General features: G+C 66.9%; 19 protein-coding genes, 1 tRNA gene and 2 pseudogenes. 12 read left to right on the top strand and 10 right to left on the bottom strand.

Translation table 11 applies throughout. The features are described 5' to 3' along the window. From KRR38_RS13350 to KRR38_RS13360, 3 genes are read right to left on the bottom strand one after another with little or no spacing between them, the layout of a single operon-like run. Positions 1 to 1,386 (bottom strand): SPOR domain-containing protein, encoded by a 1,386-nt coding sequence (locus KRR38_RS13350; RefSeq protein WP_217402216.1) that lies wholly within the window; start codon positions 1,384 to 1,386, stop codon positions 1 to 3. A gap of 42 nt (positions 1,387 to 1,428) precedes the next feature. Further along, entirely contained in the window at positions 1,429 to 1,965 is a 537-nt protein-coding gene (locus KRR38_RS13355) for a hypothetical protein (protein WP_217402218.1), read from the bottom strand. 13 nt (positions 1,966 to 1,978) lie between these two features. Beyond that, entirely contained in the window at positions 1,979 to 2,695 is a 717-nt protein-coding gene (locus KRR38_RS13360) for a ParA family protein (protein ID WP_217402220.1), read from the bottom strand. Between the two features lie 261 nt (positions 2,696 to 2,956). Between KRR38_RS13360 and KRR38_RS13365 the strand changes: the two genes are divergently transcribed. The 4 genes from KRR38_RS13365 (at position 2,957) to bfr (ending at position 6,288) form a co-directional block, all read left to right on the top strand. Next, entirely contained in the window at positions 2,957 to 4,183 is a 1,227-nt protein-coding gene (locus KRR38_RS13365) for an SPOR domain-containing protein (RefSeq protein ID WP_217402222.1), read from the top strand. A 4-nt stretch (positions 4,184 to 4,187) separates the two neighbouring features. Beyond that, positions 4,188 to 5,447: a DUF418 domain-containing protein gene (locus tag KRR38_RS13370; RefSeq protein ID WP_254514784.1), complete on the top strand. Its 1,260-nt coding sequence runs from the start codon at positions 4,188 to 4,190 to the stop codon at positions 5,445 to 5,447. A gap of 56 nt (positions 5,448 to 5,503) precedes the next feature. Beyond that, positions 5,504 to 5,692 carry a bacterioferritin-associated ferredoxin gene (locus tag KRR38_RS13375; protein WP_217402224.1) on the top strand — a complete coding sequence of 63 codons (189 nt, stop codon included), beginning with the start codon at positions 5,504 to 5,506 and terminating at the stop codon, positions 5,690 to 5,692. Between the two features lie 116 nt (positions 5,693 to 5,808). Beyond that, positions 5,809 to 6,288 (top strand): bacterioferritin, encoded by a 480-nt coding sequence (bfr, locus tag KRR38_RS13380; RefSeq protein ID WP_217402226.1) that lies wholly within the window; start codon positions 5,809 to 5,811, stop codon positions 6,286 to 6,288. A 36-nt stretch (positions 6,289 to 6,324) separates the two neighbouring features. Here the strand turns inward: bfr and der are convergent, their stop codons facing one another. Then, positions 6,325 to 7,704 carry a ribosome biogenesis GTPase Der gene (gene der, locus KRR38_RS13385; protein WP_217402229.1) on the bottom strand — a complete coding sequence of 460 codons (1,380 nt, stop codon included), beginning with the start codon at positions 7,702 to 7,704 and terminating at the stop codon, positions 6,325 to 6,327. Between the two features lie 125 nt (positions 7,705 to 7,829). On the opposite strand from der, the gene KRR38_RS36085 reads away from it, so the two are divergent. Beyond that, positions 7,830 to 8,696 (top strand): CHAP domain-containing protein, encoded by an 867-nt coding sequence (locus KRR38_RS36085; protein ID WP_254514785.1) that lies wholly within the window; start codon positions 7,830 to 7,832, stop codon positions 8,694 to 8,696. Positions 8,697 to 8,699: 3 nt separating this feature from the next. On the opposite strand, the gene KRR38_RS13395 is transcribed toward KRR38_RS36085, so the two are convergent. Further along, the gene (locus KRR38_RS13395) at positions 8,700 to 9,023 is read right to left on the bottom strand and encodes a DUF3297 family protein (RefSeq protein ID WP_217402231.1); all 324 of its coding nucleotides are present in this window, start codon (positions 9,021 to 9,023) and stop codon (positions 8,700 to 8,702) included. A 76-nt stretch (positions 9,024 to 9,099) separates the two neighbouring features. Between KRR38_RS13395 and KRR38_RS13400 the strand changes: the two genes are divergently transcribed. Further along, positions 9,100 to 9,174: transfer RNA gene (locus KRR38_RS13400), tRNA-Val, on the top strand. A 39-nt stretch (positions 9,175 to 9,213) separates the two neighbouring features. Here KRR38_RS13400 and KRR38_RS13405 read toward each other — a convergent pair. Beyond that, the gene (locus KRR38_RS13405) at positions 9,214 to 11,919 is read right to left on the bottom strand and encodes an MMPL family transporter (RefSeq protein ID WP_217402233.1); all 2,706 of its coding nucleotides are present in this window, start codon (positions 11,917 to 11,919) and stop codon (positions 9,214 to 9,216) included. A 147-nt stretch (positions 11,920 to 12,066) separates the two neighbouring features. Here KRR38_RS13405 and KRR38_RS13410 point away from each other — a divergent pair, with 147 nt between their 5' ends. Continuing rightward, positions 12,067 to 13,074, top strand: a complete 1,008-nt coding sequence (locus KRR38_RS13410; RefSeq protein WP_217402235.1) for a lysylphosphatidylglycerol synthase domain-containing protein — start codon at positions 12,067 to 12,069, stop codon at positions 13,072 to 13,074. On the opposite strand, the gene KRR38_RS13415 is transcribed toward KRR38_RS13410, so the two are convergent. From KRR38_RS13415 to hpnI, 4 genes are read right to left on the bottom strand one after another with little or no spacing between them, the layout of a single operon-like run. Then, a complete protein-coding gene (locus KRR38_RS13415) occupies positions 13,047 to 14,054 on the bottom strand; it encodes a VacJ family lipoprotein (protein ID WP_217402237.1) in 1,008 nt (335 codons plus the stop codon). The two genes, KRR38_RS13410 and KRR38_RS13415, sit on opposite strands and share 28 nt — an antisense overlap. Positions 14,055 to 14,059: 5 nt before the next feature. Next, a complete protein-coding gene (hpnK, locus tag KRR38_RS13420; protein ID WP_217402239.1) occupies positions 14,060 to 14,872 on the bottom strand; it encodes a hopanoid biosynthesis-associated protein HpnK in 813 nt (270 codons plus the stop codon). A gap of 28 nt (positions 14,873 to 14,900) precedes the next feature. Beyond that, the gene (gene hpnJ, locus KRR38_RS13425) at positions 14,901 to 16,346 is read right to left on the bottom strand and encodes a hopanoid biosynthesis associated radical SAM protein HpnJ (protein ID WP_217402241.1); all 1,446 of its coding nucleotides are present in this window, start codon (positions 16,344 to 16,346) and stop codon (positions 14,901 to 14,903) included. 11 nt (positions 16,347 to 16,357) lie between these two features. Beyond that, positions 16,358 to 17,494, bottom strand: a complete 1,137-nt coding sequence (hpnI, locus tag KRR38_RS13430; RefSeq protein ID WP_217402243.1) for a bacteriohopanetetrol glucosamine biosynthesis glycosyltransferase HpnI — start codon at positions 17,492 to 17,494, stop codon at positions 16,358 to 16,360. Positions 17,495 to 17,601: 107 nt separating this feature from the next. Between hpnI and hpnA the strand changes: the two are divergent. The 5 genes and pseudogenes from hpnA to hpnE form a co-directional block, all read left to right on the top strand. Continuing rightward, positions 17,602 to 18,563 (top strand): annotated as a pseudogene (hpnA, locus tag KRR38_RS36090) (hopanoid-associated sugar epimerase); the annotation flags it as partial. Positions 18,564 to 18,596: 33 nt separating this feature from the next. Continuing rightward, positions 18,597 to 19,706: pseudogene (locus tag KRR38_RS36095) on the top strand (glycosyltransferase); the annotation flags it as partial. Next, entirely contained in the window at positions 19,703 to 20,533 is an 831-nt protein-coding gene (gene hpnC, locus KRR38_RS13440) for a squalene synthase HpnC (protein WP_217402245.1), read from the top strand. The pseudogene KRR38_RS36095 and the gene hpnC, both read left to right, overlap by 4 nt. Further along, the gene (gene hpnD, locus KRR38_RS13445; protein ID WP_217402247.1) at positions 20,530 to 21,372 is read left to right on the top strand and encodes a presqualene diphosphate synthase HpnD; all 843 of its coding nucleotides are present in this window, start codon (positions 20,530 to 20,532) and stop codon (positions 21,370 to 21,372) included. The genes hpnC and hpnD overlap by 4 nt, the downstream gene beginning before the upstream one ends. Then, positions 21,369 to 22,625 (top strand): hydroxysqualene dehydroxylase HpnE, encoded by a 1,257-nt coding sequence (gene hpnE, locus KRR38_RS13450; RefSeq protein WP_217402250.1) that lies wholly within the window; start codon positions 21,369 to 21,371, stop codon positions 22,623 to 22,625. The genes hpnD and hpnE overlap by 4 nt, the downstream gene beginning before the upstream one ends. Positions 22,626 to 22,631 lie beyond the last annotated feature (6 nt).

Genomic DNA, 22,631 nt, shown 5'->3' on the forward strand with positions numbered 1-22,631 from the left:
TTAGCGGGCGCGGGCCCGGCCACCGCCGAGGTTGACGGCGAAGGACGGTTGGACCTGGCCGGCGGGCGCCCGGTTCGCCGCATAGGCGAAGCAGACGTTGCCGCGGCTCTTGAGGCCCGAGCAGAGGCTCGAGGCCGAGCCGCCGTTGAAGCCGGCGGCGGCGACGCGCCAGAAGTTCTTGCCGTTCACCACCGCAGGCGTGATCGTCATCTGGTAGCCGCGCAGCTCGGGGCTGCGCGCGGTGAGGATTCCCACGGCGCGGCGGGCATTGGCCTCGCTAGAGAACGAGCCGAGCTGGACGAGGTGCGTGCCGTTCTTGACCGCGGCAGGCCAGGCCATCGGGCGCGAGGCATCCTTGCGCGGCGCGGCGAGCTTCGGCGCGCTCGGCCGTTCGGCAACGGCGCGCGTGAAAGCAGCGACGCGGCTCGCCCGGGCGGGCGCGGCCTGCAACGAAGGCTTGGCCGCATAGTCGGCCACAGCGACCTGGGCCGCCGGCTGAACCACCGGCTGGGCGACATAGTTCGATTGCGGCTGCGCAGCGAAGGCCGTGGCGAATTCGGCCGAAGCCGGCGCCGGTACGGCAGCAACGGCCGGAGCCGGAGTCTCGCCGATCGCTGGCAGTTCGGCATCGGCAGTCCGGGTGACCGGCGCGGGCTCCGCTTCGGCGCGCTGTTCCTTCGGCTCGGCCACACCGCTGAGCGCAAGCGCTACGGGCTGACCGGCATCGGCCACGCCGACGGGCACGGCGAGCAGGCTGGCGACGCGGCGCTGCACGTCCTCGGGGCGGCTCATCGCTGCCCAGTCACCGATGCGGTCGTCGATCTGGTCGGCCGGCACGTCCTGCGACATGGCGACTCGCGCTTCGCGCCACTGGCCGTTGAGCGCATAGGCATAAGCGAGGTTCTGGCGCAGCTTCGGCGAATTCTCGCCGCCGCGCAGGGCATCGATCAGCACCGCGACGCCGCGACCGGTCTGCCCGGCAAGCGCCAGTGCAAGGCCGCGATCGGCCGGCTGGATCGTGTCGCGCGCTTGGTCGAGCACGGCAGCCGCGCCGCGCATGTCGCCAGCACCGATGCGGGCCAGCGCCAGGCGCAATTGCACCGAACTACTACTGTCACCGAGCTGGATCGCGTCGGAGAAGGTCGTGGCGGCCGACTGGAAGCGGCCGGCGTCGAGATAGGCCTGGCCGAGCGCGAGGCGCGCAGCGGCGTCGTTCGGGGCCTGCGCGACGGTTTGTTCGGCGGCGTTGATCGAACGGCTCTGGTTCTTGGCGGTCCGGACGGCATGATCGCCGGCGCGGGCCATGTGGCTCGAACCGGCGCAGCCGGCGAGCAGACCAACGGCGAGAGCACCGGTGATCGCGTAGCGAACGGTCATGCGAGACATGAAAGACTTCCCTTCAGTCATTTCGTGGCCTTCGGTCATGGTTCAACGGCCTTTGCTGACCTTCACCGCCAGCTCGCCCACCTGGGGCAGCTCGGTAATGAGGCGGTCGAGGGCTTCGGTGACGAGTTGTTGCGCGCTGCGACCACTGGTGACGCAGGCGAGGCGAAGCTTGAGGTGACGCTCTTCGTCGAGGCGCAGCGTGAAAGCGGCCTTGCGCCCCTGCGACACCGCCGAACGGCGCGGTGCCGACTTCGGCTTGGCCAGGCGGTGGGCGATCTTTTCCTGCTGGTGCACCACTTCCGGCACGCCCGCGAGGGCCTGCTCTCCGCCAGGATTGAGCGCGACGATCTCCGCGGTCTGCGGCATTTCCGCCTGGGGCGCCACGGGCAGTTCGGCGGCGGACGCTTCGTCCTGGCCGTCGGCCTCGTGGCCCATGTCGTTCCAGCCGAGATCGTCGAGCTGGAGCGCGGTATTGTCCTGGAAGCGCAGCGGCTGAAGCTGCGGCCGCATCGCCGGACGCGCGCCGCCCTTACGAGCGAGCAGCGTGGGCGAAAGCGAGGCGACGGGTCGGTTGTTCATGCCCCGGTGCTCCTTACGAGCCGGCGACGCGGCGTCCGAAGCCGCCGGTCGGACGGTGGGCGCCCGGAACGGCGACCGCGCTGGGCGGAGCGAACACGGTACGGCGGAAATTCTTCTCGAGGCGGTCGGCGATGTAGTTCCACAGACCGGCGACCTCGTTGGCCGAGCGGCCGTTGGGATCGCATTCCATCACCGTGCGGCCGTCGATCATCGAGGCGGCGAAGTCGGTGCGGTGGTGCAGCGTGATCGGCGCGACGGTGCCGTGCTGCGACAGCGCGACAGCGGCTTCCGACGTGATCTTGGCCTTGGCCGTCGCGGCGTTGACCACGAAGATCAGCGGCTTGCCCGCACGCTCGCAGAGATCGACCGTGGCGCCGACGGCGCGCAGGTCGTGCGGGCTCGGACGCGTCGGGACGACGATCAGCTCGGCGACCGAGATCACGCTCTGGATCGCCATGGTGATCGCCGGCGGCGTGTCGATGACCGCAAGCTTGAAGCCCTGCTGGCGCAGAACCTGGAGATCGTTCGCCAGCCGCGCGACCGTGGTCTGCGCGAAAGCCGGCAGTTCGGCCTCACGCTCGTTCCACCAGTCGGCGAGCGAGCCCTGCGGATCGATGTCGATCAGGACGACCGGCCCTGCGCCGGCGCGCTGGGCCTGGACGGCGAGATGCCCCGACAGGGTTGTCTTGCCCGAACCGCCCTTCTGCGATGCCAATGCCAATACGCGCAATGCTGGTCCCCCAATGCAGGAAAAATGCACCTTCAACTGGGGACGGAGATCGCAGATCGTTCCTAATTATAGGTTAACAGCAGCGCCGACCGCGCAGCGAAAATACCCCGTTCCCGTGCATAAAGACTTTGCTAACCCTTCGTTTACTATGCCAATTAGGCAGCGCATGCGGGCCGGTGCGGGGGCGGCGGCCTGCAAGGGCCTGACTGGCCGGCGCAAACGTTACTGACGGTGCGGAAATTTTTTGTGCGGGTGGGCGGCATGACGACGAAAGCACTGTTGCGGAATTCACTGCTTGCGGGCGCGGCATTGCTCGCCGCGAATCCGGCCCTGGCCGATGTTAAGGCCGGCGTCGACGCTTGGTCGCGCGGCGACTACGCCCGCGCGATCGGCGAATGGAAAGGCCCCGCCGACAAAGGCGATGCCGACGCCCAGTTCAACCTGGCCCAGGCCTACAAGCTGGGCCGCGGCGTGCCGGCCGACCTCGCCAAGGCCGAGGAGCTGTTCGGCAAGGCGGCAGCGCAGGGCCATCTCCAGGCGGCGGACAATTACGGCCTGCTGCTGTTCCAGCGCGGCGAGCACGTTCGCGCCCTGCCCTATATCAAGGCCGCGGCCGACCGCGGCGATCCGCGCTCGCAGTACCTCCTCGGCATCGCTCACTTCAACGGCGATAACGTCGCCAAGGACTGGGTCCGGGCCTATGCGCTGGTCAGCCTGGCACAGCAGGCCGGCCTCGCCCAGGCAGCACCGGCGCTGGCGCAAATGGACAAGTACATCCCGCTCGACCAGCGCCAACAGAGCGTGCGCCTCGCCTCCGAGCTGGCCGGCGCCGCGCAGGCGACTCGCGAGCGCCAGCTAACCGCAGTCGATCTGGGCTCGACAGTGCCCACGCCGAATTCCGCTCCCGCAACAGTCTCCAAACCAGCTCCGCCGGTAGCTGTGGCTGTAGCTGCGGCGACTCCAGCCGCTCCGCCGAAGCCCGCGCCGCGCACCGCGGCTGTAGTATCGGCCGAGAACGCCGTCGCCACGGCGGCGCGCGCCGCCGGCAACGAAACCCCGCGCACCGCCGGCGCCGACTACACCCGGCCGCAGACGCCCGCCGCCGCGAAGCCGCCGGTTCCGGCTGCGACCGCTGCGGTCGCCCCTGCCCCAGCCAAGCCTGCCGCTCCCGCGCCGCGGCCCGCACCCAATCCGACGGCTACACACGCAGCGCAGGCGAAGCCCGCCGCGCCGCCCAAACCTGCTGCCGCTCCCGCTTCGGGCGGCTGGCGCGTCCAGCTCGGCGCCTTCGGCGTCGCAGGCAATGCGGAGACGATGTGGAACCGCGCAAAGTCGCGGCCCGAGCTCGCCGGCCATGCCCGGATGCTGGTCCCCGCGGGCAAGGTGTCCAAGCTTCAGGCCGGCGGCTTTGCCAGCCAGGCCGAGGCCCAGGCCGCCTGCACCCGCCTGTCCGCCGCGGGCTTCTCCTGCCTCCCCGTCAGGAACTGAGCGCTTGGCTACCGACGCGGATCGGGTCGTATCGCTCGACCTGATCCGGGGCGTAGCGGTTCTGGGCATCCTTGCGATCAACATCGCCGGTTTCGCCGGACCGTCGGCCTCGACGCTGACGCCCCACGTCCCCCACGCCGCCAGCCCGCTCGACGAGATCGTCTTCGCCGGCAACTTCGTCCTCTTCGAAGGCAAGATGCGCGCGCTGTTCACGATATTGTTCGGGGCGAGCCTGCTGCTCTTCATCGAACGCGCCGAAGCCAAGGGCCGCGACGGCGAAGTGCTGCAGCTGCGCCGGCTGGGCTGGCTGCTGGTCTTCGGCATGCTCCACTATTTCCTGTTCTGGTGGGGCGACATCCTGTTCATCTACGGCACAGCCGGGATTCTCGCGCTGTTCATGCGCGACCTGCCCACGCGGCCGATGCTGATCGCGGCGGCGGTCACCTTCATCGCCTGGCACCTCGGCGGCCTGATCGGCAGCCTTCCCGACCTGCGCGCCGAGGAGCATGTCCGCCTGGCCGTCGCCACCGCCAATGAGGCCAGGCAACACGCCGAATTCCTCGCCACTTTCCATGAGCACGCAATCGACGAACTGGCCGAGTATCGCCTCGGATATGCCGATCAGATCGGCATCAAGCTCAGCGAACGTCCGTTCTGGCTGATCGAGACGACCTTTCCCAATCTCGGCGAGACGCTGCCGCTGGTGCTGATCGGCATGGCGCTCCTGCGCAGCGGCTTCTTCGCCGGCAAGTGGCCGCGGCGCCGGTTGATCGCCTTGGCGGTCACCTGCGGCGCGATCGGCCTGGCGCTTACGCTCGCCATGCTCCGCTGGCTGTGGGAGCGGCATTTCCCGCCGCGCGCGATGAGCATCGCCCTGCTATATACGACCGCGCTGCCGCACCTGCTGATGGCGCTTGCTTATGCCGCGCTGCTGGTGCTGGCCGCGCCGCGGCTCGCCGCCACGTGGCTCGGCCGGCGGCTGATCGCCGCGGGACGCATGGCCTTCACCAACTACATCGCCACGACCGTGCTGATGACGGCGATCTTCTACGGCTGGGGCCTAGGCCTGGTCGGCACGGTAGGCCACGCCGGGCAACTCTATTTCGTAGCGCTCGGCTGGGTGCTGATGCTCGGCTGGAGCCAGCCCTGGCTCGCCCGCTTCCGCCAGGGGCCGCTCGAATGGCTGTGGCGCTCGCTGACCGAGCTCCGCCCTCTGCCGATGCGACGAACCGCTGCGAAGCTCTCTGAGAACCACTTGCAATAGTGTTGCGAAACGTTCGCATTAGCTGTATCGGTCATGAAAGTGATTCGGAGAGGCTGATGTACGTCTGCATCTGCAATGCAATTCGCGAAACTGACCTGCGCGCTGCCGCTCTGTGCTGCTCGGGCGATGCAGATGCGGTTTACAATTCGCTCGGCCGCACGCCGCAGTGCCGCCAGTGCATCGACGACGCTTCCGATATCCTGATGCAGGAACGCGCTTCGGCCTCGATGTCCGCCTGCGCTTAAAACGATAATCATTATCAGACTGAAATACTTATAAATTTCAGCGAATTATTTAGAAAATCCGCCTTGCAGCCGATGTTGTGCTACCCCATATGGCGCGCAGCATCAGGAGGCATATCATGAAGGGCGATCTCAAGGTCATCGAGTACCTCAACAAGGTACTGCTGAACGAGCTGACCGCAATCAACCAGTACTGGCTGCACTACCGCATGCTCGATAACTGGGGCGTGAAGAAGCTCGCGGAATACGAGCGCCACGAATCGATCGACGAGATGAAGCACGCCGACAAGCTGGCCGAGCGCATCTTCTTCCTCGAAGGCCTCCCGAACTTCCAGGCGCTGGGCAAGCTGCGTATCGGCGAATCGGTCGAGGAACTGCTCAAGGCCGACCTCGAGCTCGAGTACGAAGCCGTGCCGCTGCTCAAGGAAGCCATCGCGCACTGCGAGACCGTGCGCGACTACAACAGCCGCGAGCTGTTCGAGGACATCCTCGACAGCGAGGAAGAGCACATCGACTTCCTCGAGAAGCAGTTCGACATGATCAAGAATATGGGCCTGCAGAACTACGTCCAGCTCAACAGCGAAGCACCGGAGTCGTAAGTCTTCGAACCTCCTCGAGCCGAGCGCGGGGAGGATTTATTTCGTTGCGAAGGGGTTCTTCGAGCTGCGCATCGTCAGTCGGATCGGCACCGCCTCGAAGCCCAGCTCGCGCCGGATGCTGTTGACCAGATAGCGCTCGTAGCTCGCGGGTATCAGTTCCAGGCGGGTGCCGAACACGACGAAGCTGGGCGGCCGATTCTTGATCTGGGTGATGTAGCGCATCTTGATACGCTTTCCGCCCGGCGCCGGCGGCGGATTGGCCGCCAGGGCATCGTCGAACCAGCGATTGAGCGCCGCCGTGGGCACACGCCGGCTCCAGGTCTCGCGGATCGCAAAACCGGCCCGCAGCAGCTCGTCGAGCCCCTTGCCCGTGCGCGCCGAAACCGACAGCAGCGGCACGCCCTTGACCTGCGACAGACCGTCGGCGAGCGCCGCGCTGATGCCGTTGAACAGGCCGGACGGGCCTTCCGCCACGTCCCACTTGTTGATCGCGATGATCAGCGCGCGGCCCTCTTCGAGCACCATCGAGGCGATCTTGAGGTCCTGGTGCTCGAGCCCGAGCGTGGCATCGAGCAGCAACACGACCACTTCGGCGAAATCGACGGCATGGCGCGCATCGGCGACCGCCATCTTCTCGAGCTTGTCGGTGACGCGCGCTTTCTTGCGCATGCCCGCGGTGTCGATCAGGCGGACTTCCCGCTCCTCGCCGGTCTTGGGATCGGTCCAGGCCCAGTCGATCGCAATCAGATCGCGGGTGATGCCCGCTTCGGGGCCGGTCAGCAGGCGGTTCTCACCGAGGAAGCGATTGATCAGTGTCGACTTGCCTGCATTCGGCCGGCCGACGATGGCGATCTTGAGCGGACCGGATAGGTCGTCCTCGTCTTCCTCGACGACTTCGGCCTCGTCCATCTCGCGCTGTTTCTCGTCGAGATGCGGCAGCAAGGCCTCGAACAGGTCGGCCAGACCCTCGCCATGCTCGGCCGAGATCGCCACGGGCTCGCCGAAACCCAGCGCATAGGCTTCGAGCAGACCGCTTTCGGCCGCACGCCCCTCGGCCTTGTTGACCAGCAGGATCGACGGCACGGTCGAACTGCGCAGCCAGCGGCCGATCTCTTCGTCGAGCGGGGTGATCCCCGCGCGGCCGTCGACGACGAACAGCGCCACGGTCGCGCCCTGAAGCGAGACTTCGGTCTGCTGACGCATGCGGCCGGGCAGGCTGTCGGGATCCTCGTCCTCCCAGCCCGCGGTATCGACGATCGTAAAGTCGAGCCCCAGCAGGTGCGCCTCGCCGAAACGGCGGTCGCGCGTGACGCCCGGCTGGTCGTCGACCAGCGCGAGCTTCTTGCCGACCAGCCGATTGAACAGCGTCGACTTGCCGACGTTGGGCCGACCTATGATGATAACCTGAGGGAGCATTATGCGGCCCAAGTGGCGTCTGGCGGCCCGAATGGCAAGCGAAACGGGGATTTCGGCAATTCTTACCGCCGCGTTCACTTCCGATGGATACCAAATGCTAACCATCTTCTGAGAAAGGCGGTCCCATGGTGGGACGTTTTTCTGCAGGAGCGCTACTGGCGCTGGCGGCGATCGCGGGGCCCGTGAGTGCCCGCTCCACGATCGACTTAAACGACGGCGATGCCGGAAGCTGGACCGGAAGCGACAGCGGCCTGCGCCTGCCCGGCTATCTGCAATGCGTGCCCTATGCACGCCAGGTCTCGGGCATCCAGATCTATGGCGACGCACGCACCTGGTGGGGCCAGGCCGAGGGCCGCTATGCCCGCGGCCACACGCCGCGCGTCGGCGCGGTGATGGCTTTCCGCCCCTATGGCGGCATGCGGCTGGGCCACGTCGCTGCAGTCAGCGACATCCTCGATTCGCGCACCGTGCTGCTGCGCCACGCCAACTGGTCGCCGATCAACGGCCGCCGCGGCCAGATCGAGAACGACGTCCGCGCGATCGACGTCTCGCCCAACAACGACTGGAGCCAGGTCCGCGTCTGGTACGCGCCGATCCGGGCGCTGGGCGGCACGTCCTGGCCGGTCGAGGGCTTCATCTACAACCAGAAGCCCGATGGCAGCACGCCGCGGCTGCAGGACGGCGGCCCCACCCGACTCGTCAGGGCGCAGCCCTACAAACAGCTTCCCGGCACCGATGGCCTGGAAACGGTACAACTCCTCAGCGTCACATCGTATACCGCTGCCTCCGTCACGCGCGCACCGATCGTGCGGGCGGTGTCCTACAAGGCCCCGCCTGCGACCGACGCCACCAACCGTGTCGAACTCGTGCGCGCAACGCCGTATAAGGTGCAGCCCGGCCAGGCACAGCCAAGCCAGGCCGTGCGGACGGACAATCAAATGGCAATGGGTCGCGATCCGATCGGCGACATTCTCGCGCGCCGATCGCGCTGAGCTTTAGGCTTTCGCCACCGGCGGGTTCTCGCCCAGATCCTCGTACCAGGCTTCGACCGGGCCGCTGAGCTTCAGCGTCAGCGGCTGGCCCTTGCGGTCCATGGTCTTGCCGGCCTGGACGCGCACCCAGCCTTCGGAAATACAATATTCCTCGACATTGGTGCGCACCACGCCCTTGAAGCGGATGCCGACGCCGCGCTGCAGCTTGTCGCCATCGAAATGCGGGCTGCGCGGGTTGATCGCCAGGCGATCCGGCGGAACGTCTGCGCCGGTGCTGGCAGGTACGGTTTCGGCCGAGGGCTCAGGCGCTGTCTGTTCTTCGCTCATGTCCCGCGCTCTAGGCTGCTCAACGCGCTTGTCAATTCGCCTCGCCTCACGTAAGGGGCGCGCCTCCCGAGGGAATGGGCGCGTAGCTCAGTGGTAGAGCACACCCTTCACACGGGTGGGGTCGCAGGTTCAATCCCTGCCGCGCCCACCATTCCCTCGGTTGATTTTCCTACTTTTTGAAACGTCTGCTTTACAGACGTTCCTGCGGGAAATTCGAAAAAATCCAACACCGGTCGGCACCACCGCCGAGCTCGGCTCGTTTGGTCACTCTGATTGGGTTTCGATCCCTGCTTCCGGGGGAAACGGGCCGTTGCGGGCCGAGCAACGCGGGCTCGAAGACCAAAGCGCATACCAGGGTCCAGATCAGCGAGATCATGAGAATCAGGCCCATGCTGGCGGTGCCTGGATGGTCGGAAAACCACAGAGCGCCGAAAGCACTGCCGGTCGCCAATGCGCTGAACATCACCGCCCAGGCAAGGCTGGTCTGCAGGAGGTCGCTCGCGCCGCTGCGCCAAGCCATCACGAAATAAATGTGAAACGCGACGCCCACGCCGAACAGCAGAGGGAACGCAATGATGTTGGCGAAATTGAGCGGCTGGCCGATCACCACGCAGCTGCCGAGTGTCAGGAAGCCCGAAAGCACCACCGGCGCCATGGTGAAGGCGACCTCGCGCAAGCTGCGCAGCACGGCATAGAGCAGCAGGCAGACGAGAATCAGTGCCAGCAAGCCAGCCTGGACGAAAGCGCGCGATACCGTGCGCGCAGCCTCCTGTGCCGCCACGGGAAGCCCGACTGCATTGGGAGCGACGCCGCGCACCGCACTCGTAAAGCGCGCGATGACGGCATTGTCGGCGCTGTCGCCAGCCGGCACCAGCTGCACAAGCGCCCGTCCGTCCCTGGCCAGCCAATCCGACGCCACTTCCGGCGGAAGCGTTTCGCGCGAGATCTCGCTGGCCTGAAGCGTCAGGCGCAGTTGGTTCAGCGTAACGGTGAGCGGCTCGACCAGCATGGTTTGTGCTTTCAGGCGGCTTGAAGGCGTGGCTTGCGCCAGCTGCTCGAAATCGGCCGCGAGCCTTGTCGCAGCGCTTCCCAGCGGGCCGGGTCGTGCCGCCGCGAGCCGGTGCAGTTCCGCGGCTGCCTTGCTCAGGCTGGCGACGGTCGAGGCATCGTCGGCCGCCGGCGGAAGATCGAACGGATTGAGCGTGGCGTCGAGCAGCAACGAGGCATCCTGGATCAGCGCCAGCTTGGCCGGTTGTTCGGCGGGCACGAAGCTGTCCACCGTGATGGCATCGCGAACCTCAGGGAGCTTCGCCAATCTCTGCGCGAGCCGGTCCGCTGCGGCTGCATCGGGCGCCAGAACGCTGAGCGTGTTGGGCGTGCGCCGCGGGTCATGCATCAGGTTCTGCAACATCCGCATCGCCGGTGCATCGGGATCGCGCAAATGCAAGAGGTTGAAATCGAACCGTACCAGCGGCAACGTCGCGATGCTGGCCAGCATGGCAACGGCGAACGCGACCAGGACGGCGCGGCGGTTGCGCGCCAGCCAGCGATCGATCGCCGGCGCGCGAGCCAGGCCGAGGTCGGATCGCGGCACCGCCGGCTTCAGCAGCAGCAGCATGGCCGGCAGCAGCGTCATGTTGAGAACCAGAGCGATCAGCATGCCCAAGCCCGAGATGATCCCCAGTTCCGCAACCCCGACGTAGTCTGTCGGAAGGAAGGCGCCCAGCGCGAGACAGATCGCGCCCGCCGCCAGCAGGATTGGGCCGCCAAGCGCCTGAGCAGCCCGTTCGAGGGCCTCGGTCAGGTTGGTTGTTCCACTGCGCCGCTCGGCATTGAAGCGGACGCTCATCTGGATGCCGAAATCGACCCCGAGGCCGACGAACAAGGGAATGAAGGCCACGGATATGAGGTTGAACCGGCCGACGACGGCCAGACCGGTTGCAAGGGTCAGCACCAGTCCCGAAACGATGGTCGCGACGATGGCAAGCACCACTTTCGCCGATCGGGTGGCAAACCACAGCGTCACCAGCATCGCCACGGCCATCAGCGCGCCGACCACGCCGATATTCTCCTTGATCGAGCCGAACTCCTCGTCGGCCAGCGGGATTTCGCCGGTGATGCCGATACCGATGCCGTGCGCCGCATCGAGCTTCAGCTTGGCGGCCTGGTCCAGCACCATCGCGACCGCGCCCTCGCCCGGTTGAAGGTCATCGAAACGGAGCCTCGGCTGGGCGAGGATCACCTGGCGCGTCGCGGGCACGAGATCGCCCTTCCCCGCAGCGAAAAGCTGCTGCCAAGAAAAGTAGGCGGTCTTGCCGGCCAGCATCGGTCGAAGCGCTTGGTCGAGCTTGACCAGCGGTTGCTCCAGCCGGTCGGCCGAGGCGTCATCGGTACCGTCGGCCACGCCCGACGCGGCCGTCGCCAGTGTGTTGGCAATGCCGCGCAGCGACGGATCGTAAGCGAGCCCGCCCAGCAGGGGTTGCGCTTCGACCAGCTTGGTCGTGGCATCGCGCACGTCGTCCAGCGAGCCGAACAACAGGCCTTCGCGATCGAAGAATGCGCCGCCGTCGGGCCGCCGCACCAGCGCGAAATTCCTGCGATCGCTGCCGAGCGCCGCCGATAACTTGTCGGCCGCATCCTTGGCGAGCTCGGGCGTCTTGCCGTCGATAACCACGACGATCGTGTCGTTGAGTTGGGGAAATGCTTTCGTGACCTCGGCATCGTTGCGCCGCCACTGCGTCTCGGGCGAAATCAGAACGCCCGAGTCTGTGGTCATCACGAAGTGCGCGGATGCGAACGAACCCGCCGTCAGCAGGAGCAGCAACGTAGTCGCCAGCACGATCGGGTAACGGCGCGCAGAAAACGATACCGCGCGCTCGATGAGGGATTTTAGCATTGGACGGGACACTTACCGGCCAAAACCGAGCTTTTAAAGCGCGCCGGCTTTGACGATACCAAAATTGCCGGCAAGGCCTTAGAGCCCGCATATGATCTATGCGCTCTTCTGCCGCTTGGCTTTTTGTCCCGGGGACGCCCGAGCGTGATGGAACGGATCAAAGGCCGGCGCCGTCTCGCTGCGGCAATCTGGTCGCTGGCCTGCCTGGCGTTGCTTGCAGCAGGGCTGGCATTCAGCGATTTCGGTAGCCTCTTCATCGAGGCCGCCGCTGGCGTCAGGCCAAAGGCGGTGCTGGCGACACTGCCCGGGCAAGTTGCAGCGATCGGGCTCTACGCGGCGGCGCTGCATATCCTTTGCAAGGGCGTCTCCTATTGGGGAGCGCTGGGTGCGCGACTGCTGCGCGACGCGGCGGACAACCTGCTGATCATCCTGCCGGGGCTCGGCGAACTGATCGGCACGCGCGCGCTCGTTCTCGCCGGTGCGCGAAGCCGGACGGCGGTGACCGCGATCATGGTCGACAAGCTGGCGGAGACAATAGCCCAGCTTCCCTACATGGCCCTGGCCGGATACGTGCTGATCGACCACTGGGCCGCCTTGGGTGACAGCGGGACGCGCGCGACGCCGCTCTCCGCCATGGCGATCGTCGGCTTGACGGTAATCGGCGCGCTTATCCTGCTCACCGCCGGGCTGGTCAGGGCCACCAAGGGCCCAATGGGCCGGCTCGGTGCCTGGATCCGCCAGGAGTTCCGGATGCTCGCGGTCGAATTCCGCGAGCAAAAGCGCCGGATTCCGGCCGCGATCGCACTGCACTTCATCGCCTGGGCGGCGGATGGCGTGCAGGTGTGGATGGCCGCAGCCGCACTCGGCCTCGACCTCAGCCTCTACGCTGCGATGGTCATGGCAAGCGCGGCCTATGCGGCGCGCATCCTCCTCGCTTTCGTGCCCGCGGGGCTGGTCGCGCAGGAGGCGGGCTTCGCGGCCGCGGGACTTGTCTTCGGCGTCTCCGCGCCACTATCGGTGACGCTGTCGCTGGTCCTGCGTCTGCGCGACGTGCTGCTGGGCCTGCCGCTTCTCGCCTGGCCCGCGCTGGAATTCCGCTATGGCACCAAGGCCCGCGAGAATTCGGTTCACGGACCCGAGGGCGCCGGTGCCTGAACCGGCGCTGCGGGGTCTACCATTGGATCGGCCAGCGGATCGTCGGGCGCCGGCTTGGCGCCGGGCTCGGTCCCGGCCTCGCCGCCGGGCTCGATACTGCGCGACTTGAGCGCGGCAATCTCGCCCGCCCGGTTCTGGAGATAGTTCGCCCGGAAGGTCGCATAGGGATCGATGGCGTCGCGGAGCATGACCTTGAGGTCGTCGTCGCTACGCTCGCGCTGGTCCACGCCGTCGAGACCGAGCGTCACGATCTGGTAGTCCTCGCGATCGAACGGCTTGCCCACCACCATCGGCGGCAGGAGGTTTTCGGAAGAACCGATCAGGTCACGAAAGGTGTTTGGCCCCAGGATCGGCACATAGACGTAGGGGCCCGGTTTCACGCCGTAGTAGCCCAGCGTATCGCCGAAGCTGTTCTCATGATGCGCCAGGCGGAACGGCTTGCGCTTGGCGACGTCGAACAGCCCGCCGATGCCCAGCGTGGAGTTGACCAGGAAGCGGCCGAGCGTCCGGATTGCCCGGTCGGGCCGGAGTTGCAGCAGGTCGTTGACGAAGACCAGCGGCTCGCCAATGTTCGACAATGCGTTGTGCACGCCGTCCCGCGCCGGTTTGGGCACCGCATGGCGATAGACCATGGCCGCGGGGCGGATCAGGATCTTGTCGACGAACTGCGAGAAATCGTAGCTGACGCGATTGAAGCCTTCTAGCGGATCGTGTGCCAGCCCCGCCTGATCGAGATCGAGGTCGAAATCGTCGACCGAACCCGGCGAAGCCGCAACCGGCGCCTCGGCTGGTACGGGCGGTGCCTCTTGCATTTCGACCGGCGAAGCGGCGGGGTCGGGCAGGACTTCGACTTCAGGTTCCGGCTCGTGCGCCAGGACAGCAGGCGCCGAACTGGCCGGCGGCTGTGGTGCCTGAGCCGGCACTGCGACCGCTGGCGTTGCCGCCGCCAGACTGGCCGCGATGAGATGTGCGCCAAGCATGCCGGCTAGCTCGCGCGAAAGGGAAAGTCGCCGAAGCAGCCGTGTCTTGCTACGCTCGACGCCAAGGCGGCGCGAACCGCCGGATCGAGCAGCGCGGCAAGCTCGTCACGGTACCGATAGCCGGCAGCGCTGCCTGGATAGGAATCGGCGCTCGCCGCGTGGCAATAGAGCTCGGTCAGGCCATCGGGCAGCGAGACCAGCGCCTGCTCCATCCGGGCCGCATCGAAAGCGCCGCTCCAGCGCAGGCCGCGCACCTCGTCGTTGACCAGCAGCCCCGCCCGGCGCAGCCGCCCCGCCAGCAGCCGCGCCCACCAGCGCAGTGCCCAGAGCGTGGCGCGCTCGTGCGGCACCCGCACCGCGCGCATCCCGTAACGCGGCCCGATGGCCATGATGGCCGAGGCAATCATAGGGTGAAGGTGGAAATGCTTGTGCGCATTGACGTGGTCCAGGCGCAGTCCCGTCTCGGCAAAGGCGGCGAACTGGGCCTCGACCTCGGCCTGCATCTGCGCACGCGCGGCAGGCGAGCAAGCGATGGCGAGAGCGGTCCGCAGCATGGAGTCACGGAAGCGTCCGTCGGAGCCGACCAGCGCGGGAATGCGTTCAGGCGGCAGCACCGGCCTGCCGTCCGCGAGCACGATATGCAGACCGACGCCCAGCCCCGGCAGCCGCCGCGCGCGCTCCACCGCATCGGTGCAGGCCTCGCCGCCGACCATCAGGCTGGCAGCCGTGACGATGCCTTCGCTGCAGCCGCGCTCGACCGCCTCGTTGACCGCCACGGCCGCGCCGAAGTCGTCGACGGTCACGATGAGGCCGCGCATCGGCTATCCAGTCCGGTCCAAGCCCGCGTCAGGCCGCTTCCTTTCGGCGGCGCAGGAAATCGAAGAATTCCACGCCTTCGCGCAGCCGGCGCTTCATCATGTCCCAGTCTCGTACCATCTCGCTGACGATCGCGCCGATCTTGCGGGGGCGGAAGTAGAAGCGCTTGTAGAACTCCTCGACCTTGTCGAAGATCACCGGTGCCGGCAGATGCGGATAGCTGAGCTGGGCGATCTGGTTGCCGCCGTCGTCGAGCAGATGATCGGTGCCGTCGAACCAGCCGTTCTCGGTCGCCTGCTTGAACAGGAAAGTGCCGGGATAGGGCGCGGCGAGGCTCACCTGGATGGTGTGCGGGTTGATTTCCTTGGCATAGTTGATCGTCTCCTCGATCGTCTCCAGCGTCTCGCCGGGAAGGCCGAGGATGAAGGTGCCATGGATGACGATGCCGAGCTCGTGGCAGTCCTTGGTGAACTGCCGCGCGACGTCGGTGCGCAGGCCCTTCTTGATATTGTGCAGGATCTTCTGGTTGCCGCTCTCATAGCCGACCAGCAGCAGACGCAGGCCATTGGCCTTGAGCACTTCCAGCGTCTTGCGGGGCACGTTGGCCTTGGCATTGCAGCTCCAGGAGACCGGGAAGCCAGGCTTGCCGAAACCGAGCTGGCCAAGCGCGATAGCCAGTTCCTCGACCCGGTCGTGATTGTCGGTCAGCGTATCATCGTCGAAGAAGATCTCCTTGGTCTGGGGGATCTCCTTGAGGATGTACTGCACTTCCTCGATCACCTTGGGCACCGAGCGGAAGCGATAGGTGTGGCCGGCGATCGTCTGCGGCCAGAGGCAGAAGGTGCAGCGGCTCTTGCAGCCGCGGCCCGTGTAGAAGCTGACGTAGGGATGGCGCAGGTAGCCGCCGAAATACTTCTCGATCTTGAGGTCGCGCTTGTAGACGGGCGCGACCATCGGCAGCGCGTCCATGTCCTCGATCACCGCCCGGTCGCGGTTGCGCACGAAGCTGCCGTCGGCGTCGCGCCAGGTGATCCCGTCCACCTCACGCAGCGGTCTGCCCTGCGCGATCTCGAGGATCGTGTAGTCGTATTCCTCACGCGCGACGAAATCGACATGCGGCGTCGCGGCGAGGCTCTTGTCGGGCTCTACGGCGACCTTGGCGCCGACGAAGCCGATCATGATGTTCGGGTTGCGCTTCTTGATCAGCGCCGCCGTGCGGATGTCCTGACCGAAGCTGGGGGTCGAGGTATGGAGGATGACGAGGTCGCGCTCGTCGAATTCGTGGGCGATTTCCTCCCATGACTGGTCGTGCGCGGGCGCGTCGATCAGCTTCGAGCCTTCGACCATGGCCGCCGGCTGGGCGAGCCATGTGGGATACCAGAAACTGCGCACCTCGCGCTTCATCTGGTAGCGGGCCCCCGCGCCGCCGTCGTAGCCGTCGAAGGATGGGGCTTGCAGGAAAAGCGTACGCTTCATCATTGTCTCTTTCAGACGGCAATTCGCCCGTCGCGGCGGATAGTAAGGGGGCTGCCACGCCAATCAATCTTCCGTGCGACGAAACTACCGGCGAAAGCCAGGAATTCAACGCATTCGATCAGAGGCAAGAGCAGATAGGGCGCGGAAGCGCGGTCGGCATGGCGATCGACTACGGCGGCGAGCGCAAAGCGAATCGCCACGCTGGCCAGGACAAGCGGCAGACCGAGGGTTGGCGAAATCGCCGCGGCGAGCAGCGCCAGCGGCAACGGATATGTGACGATCGAGCCGAGATGGCGCCACGGCGCGACACCGCGAATCGTTGCCGACCAGCGCAGCTTCTGCCGCCACAGCGCGCCGAAGCTCGTTTCGGTACAGCCATGGGTCAGAAGCACCGGCGCGATTACGACGCGCTGACCGATCTCTGCCACGGCTTCGCCCATCGCATAGTCGTCGGCGAGCACGTCGGCGAAGCGCTCGAAACCGCCGATCGCGCGCAGGGTCTCGCGCGTGAAGGCAATTGTCGAACCCATGCAAGGCCGGGCCATGCCCGCCACATAACCCAGGACGACACCCGGCAGCGCGACATAGCTGATCCCCCCCGCCGACAGCAGCGACCACAGGCCGGTATCGCCGCGCCCGCGATAGGCACAAGTGACGGCACCGACCCCGGGCTCCGCCAAAGCAGCGGTCACCGCGCGAAGGTATTCTGGCGAGGCTGCCATGTCGCTGTCGCTGAGCACGAGCACCTCGTGACGCGCGGCCGCCAGCATGTTGGCCAGGTTGGCGATCTTTCGGTTTGCGAAGGTCCGGTCCGACCCGGCAACGACGGTGATATCCCGCCCGGGATGATCGCCCTGAAGTCGATAGGCCACCGCCATCGCGGCATCCGACCTGTCCGCCACACCGCAGACCATCTGAATGGAGCCGAGGTAATCCTGCTCGAGAAAGCTATCGAGGTTCGCATCGAGCCGCGGTTCGGCTCCGTAGAGCGGCTTCAGCAGAGTGACACCGACCATGTCGCCGGCCAGCGCCGGCTGAGCGGCGAAGAACCGTGATAACGCGATGATAGCGGCGATCTGGAACAGGCATCCCGCTGCGGCAAGCGCGGCAAGAAACAAGCCGGCCCAAAAGAATGCGCTCGAAACCATCGAAGATGATCTTAGGCGGCAATCGGGGCGCCGTCATGCCGGGATTTGCGTGACGAGGCCGCAGGTAGCAGCTAGATGGCCCCTGCGTGGAGCAGGACATCACTTTGGTGACCGGGGTGGCGGGCTTTGTCGGCTCCGCTGTCCGCGCGCGCTCGCTGCGAGCGGTCGCCGCATCCGCGGTGTCGCCCGCCGATCCAGCCCTGCCGCGAATCTTGCCGACTTTCCCGGGGAGATCGTCGAGGCTGACCTGCGCGACGCACAAGCCCTGCCGGCGATATTCGGCGGTGTGCGCGAACTGTTCCATGTTGCGGCGGACTACCGGCTGTGGGCCCGCGATCCCGAGGAGATCGTGCGCAACAATCTGTCCATGACCGGCAATGTCATGACTGCCGCCCACGACGCCGGGGTAGCGCGCATCGTCTACACCAGCAGCGTGGCGACCCTGCTTCCCGATCCGAACGGCCCCGCCGATGAGACGCGGGCAGCGCGACCCGATCAGGCGACCGGCGTCTACAAGCGCAGCAAGGTCGCGGCGGAAAGGCTGGTCGAGGAGATGATCGCCCGTGATGGCCTACCCGCTGTGATCGTCAATCCCTCGACCCCGATCGGACCGCGCGACGTCAGGCCGACGCCGACCGGGCGAATCGTCGTCGAGGCTGCGAGCGGCCGTATGCCGGCCTTCGTCGACAGCGGACTGAACCTGGTCCATGTCGACGATGTTGCTTTTGGCCATGTGCTTGCAGCCGAGAAAGGTCGAATCGGCGAGCGCTACATCCTCGGCGGGCAGGACGCGGCGCTGGCGGAAATGCTGGCCGCGATAGCCAACCTCTGCGGGCGAAAACCACCGACCCTGCAACTGCCGCGCGCGCCGCTCTTTCCGCTCGCCTGGCTGGCCGAGCGCTGGGCGGACGCCAGCGGCCGCGAACCGTTCCTGACGCTCGATTCGCTCCGCATGGCCAAGCACCACATGTTCTATTCCTCAGCCAAGGCCGAACGCGAGCTCGGCTACAAGGCCCGTCCCTATGGCGAAGCTCTGGCCGAGGCGCTCGACTGGTTCCGCAGCCGGGGGGATGATCCGGTGATCGCCATCAGCCTCGCCGCCGCCACGCTGGTCATCTGGCTGCTCCTGCTCGCTTCGGGCTTCTGGCTTTGCGGTGATCGTGACGATCGCATGGCCTGCGCCGATCCCGCCGAATGGCCCGAGGTGGTCGCCGTTGTTCCGGCGCGCAACGAAGCGGACGTCATTGCCCGCTCGCTCGCCAGCCTCGCAGCGCAGGACTATCCGGGCCCCTTCCGCATCGTCCTCGTCGACGACAACAGCACCGACGCGACGGGACGGATCGCCCGCGGGCTGGCCTCGAACCGGATCGCGGTGCTCGACGGCGCCGCGCTGGCAGCGGGCTGGACCGGCAAGCTCTGGGCGCTGTCGCAGGGCATCGCCGCCGCCGGCCGCCCGCGCTACCTCTGGCTGACCGATGCCGACATCGAGCATGCGCCTGATACTCTGCGCCGCCTTGCCGCCATCGCCGAGGCCGACGGCAAGCGGCTGGTCTCGTTCATGGCCCGGCTGCATTGCGAGACTGGGCCCGAACGAGCGCTCGTGCCGGCCTTCATCTACTTCTTCAAGATGGTCTACCCGTTCAACTGGATCAACCGGCGGGGGCCAATGGCGGGTGCCGCGGGGGGCTGCGTGCTGGTTAGGCGCGATGCGCTGGAAGCGGCCGGCGGCGTGGCGGCGATGCGCGGGGCGCTGATCGACGATTGCACGCTGGGCGCGCTGATCAAGCAGCAGGGACCGATCTGGCTGGGCCTCACCAACCGCTCGCGCTCCATCCGGCCCTATCGCAGCGCTGGCGAGATCGCGGCGATGATCGCTCGCTCGGCCTATGCGCAGCTGCGCTATTCGCGGCTGCTGCTGGCAGTAACCATCTTGGGGCTGGCCCTGGTCTATGCGCTCGCGCCGGTGCTGGCCCTCGCCGTCCATGGGACTGCGCGGGGCCTGGCGATCGCCGCGACCCTGTTGATGATTCTCTCCTACCAGCCTGTGCTGCGTTTCTATGGTCGATCACCCCTGTGGGGCCTGGCGCTGCCGCTCGTGGCGGGGTTCTATGCCTGGTGCACGTTGCTTTCGGCCTGGCAACATCGTCAGGGGAAAGGCGGCATGTGGAAGGGACGCGCCCAGGCGCCGATTCGGGCTGGGTCGAGTCGATGAGCGATCTGTCTTCCGGCAAAGGCCACCGCGACGAGAACTTTCCGGTCGCCTCGTTCCTGCTCAAGCCCGAGCACCGAGCCCCGATCATGGCATTCTACCGCTTCGCGCGCGCGGCCGACGACATCGCCGACCACGCCGAGGCTCTCGAAACGGAGAAGCTGCGCCTGCTCGGCGAGATGCGCGCCGGGCTGGCCGGCAATGGCGCGCCCGAGGCCATGGCGCTCGCCAAGGTCGCGCACGAACGGCAGCTCGATCTCGTCCATGCGCATGAGCTGCTCGATGCTTTCACCCAGGACGTGATGCAGCGGCGCTATGCCGACTGGGACGCGCTTATCGCCTATTGCCGGCTGTCGGCCGTGCCTGTCGGCCGCTTCGTTCTCGATGTCCATGGCGAGGATCGCAGCACTTGGCCGCTGTCCGATGCGCTCTGCGCGGCGCTGCAGGTGATCAACCACCTGCAAGACTGCGGCGAGGACTATCGAGACATCGACCGGGTCTATGTGCCGCTCGATGCGCTGGCGGAGGCCGGCATCGGCGTCGAGGCACTTGGCGAGAGCCGCGCCTCCCCGGCCCTGCGCCAGGTGATCGCGCAGCTCGCGGGCCGGACACAGGGATTGCTTGCCCAGAGCGCCCCTTTCGCCTCCGCGGTAGGCGATCGCCGGCTCTCGGCGGAGGTGGCGGTGATCCAGGCCCAGGCCGAAGACCTGGCACGCTTGCTTACGCGCCGTGATCCCTTGAGCGAGCCCGTCCACCACTCTAAGCTTCGCATGGGAAGCGTCGCAATCCAGGCATTGCTGCGCCATTGGTTTGCTGGGGACCGAGCGTGAGCGCGACAATCACGGCGAGCGAGCTTCGGGCACGGGTCTCGGGCAGCTCTTTCTATGCCGGCATGCGCATCCTGCCAAAGGCCGAACGCGAGGCGATGTTCGCGATCTACGGCTTCTGCCGGTTGGTCGACGACATCGCCGACGACGAGACCGGGGAACCGGTGGCGATTCGCCAAACGCAGCTCGACCAGTGGCGGCGCGACATCGACGGGCTCTACGCGGGCGACGATCCCGGCCAGGCCGCGTTCCTGGCCGAAGCGGTGCGCCATTTTCATCTCGACCGCGCCGATTTCCTGGCGGTGATCGACGGTATGCAAATGGATCTCGACCGCGACATCCGCTGGCCGGACTTCGCCGAGCTCGATCTCTATTGCGATCGTGTCGCCTCCGCCGTCGGGCGCTTGTCGGTGCGGGTGTTCGGCATGGATCGCGAGCCTGGCCTCGCGCTGGCCCATCATTTGGGCAGGGCCCTGCAATTCACCAACATCCTGCGTGATATCGATGAGGACGCCGGCATCGGCCGGGTCTATCTTCCCGGTCAGGCGCTCGCAGCCGCAGGTATCGTTCCGACGACGCCCGCTGCCTTGGTGGCCGAGCCGGAGCTCGACGCCGCGGCACGCTGGCTTGCCGCCAGAGCCGAAGTTCATTTCTCCGAAGCCGGCGCCATCCTCGCCGAGCGGCCCAGGGGCCACCTCATCGCGCCGCGGCTCATGGAAGTGGCCTATTCTCGGCTGCTCGACCGGATGACGCGCCAGGGCTGGCGAGCGCCGCGCAAGCGGGTGCGCGTCTCCAAGCTCGCACTGCTGTTCTCGATCCTGCGCTTCAGCTTGCTGCCTTGAACCTCGCCCATGCAATCGTCGCCGGCGCGGGTCTCGCCGGGCTTTCGGCTGCTGTCGTCCTCGCAGAGGCCGGCGTAGCCGTTTCGCTGAGCGACAGCGCGGCGCAGGCGGGTGGCCGCTGCCGATCCTACCACGATCCGGCGCTGGGCCTGACGATCGACAACGGCAATCACCTCGTGCTCTCGGGCAATGCCGCCGTGACCGCCTATCGCGATCAGATCGGCGCGAGCACGCCCTTGGCCGGCCCCGATCACGCCGATTTCGCCTTCGCCGACCTTGCTAGCGGCGCGCGCTGGACCGTCCGGATCAACGACGGCAGCCTGCCGTGGTGGGTACTTTCCCGGCAGCACCGCGTGCCGGGCACGCGCCTGGCCGACTACATTCCGCTCGCCCGCCTGCTGCGCGGACGCGACGAACCGATCGGCGAGGTGGTCGAACCGAGCGGAGCGTTGTGGGACCGGCTGCTTGCGCCCGTGCTGCTTGCCGCGCTCAACACGCCGCCGGCCGAAGCATCGGCCGCGCTGGCCGCCCGTGTGCTGCGCGAGACACTGGGACGCGGCGGGCTTGCCACGCGGCCGCGCATTGCCGAGCCGACATTGGCGGCTGCTTTCATCGATCCGGCGCTGGCCTGGCTCGAAGCACGCGGCACCCGGCTGGCCGCGGGGCGCAGGCTGAGGGCACTGGAGTTCTCGGGCGATGCGGTTTCCGCTCTGGTCTGGGCCGACGGCCGCGAGGAAGTGGCGGCAGATGAGGCCGTTATCCTCGCCGTACCCTCTTGGGTAGCGCTTGAACTGGTGCCGGGTCTCGACGCGCCCGTGGAACATCGCGCCATCGTCAACGCCCACTTCGCCTTTGCCGCGACGCCGGACATGCCCCAAATGCTGGGCCTGATCGGCGGCACCGCCGAATGGGTCTTCGCTCATCAGGACAGGGTCTCGGTGACGATCAGCGCCGCCGATGCGCTCGTCCAGCAGGACCGGGAGGAATTGGCGAAAATCCTGTGGCGCGATGTGCAGCATGCGCTCGGCGTCACTGCCCCCCTGCCGGCCTGGCAGATCGTCAAGGAAAAGCGCGCGACATTCGCGGCCACGCCGGCGCAAGACAGGTTGCGGCCCGGCGCGCGAACGCGCTGGCGCAACCTTTTCCTGGCCGGTGACTGGGTCCAGACGGGACTTCCCGCAACGATCGAGGGTGCCCTGCGCTCTGGCCACACTGCTGCGCGCTTGGCCTTGGGCCGACCCTTGCTCTATTAGCCGCCA

It is taken from the genome of Novosphingobium sp. G106, from assembly GCF_019075875.1.
Classification (GTDB): domain Bacteria; phylum Pseudomonadota; class Alphaproteobacteria; order Sphingomonadales; family Sphingomonadaceae; genus Novosphingobium.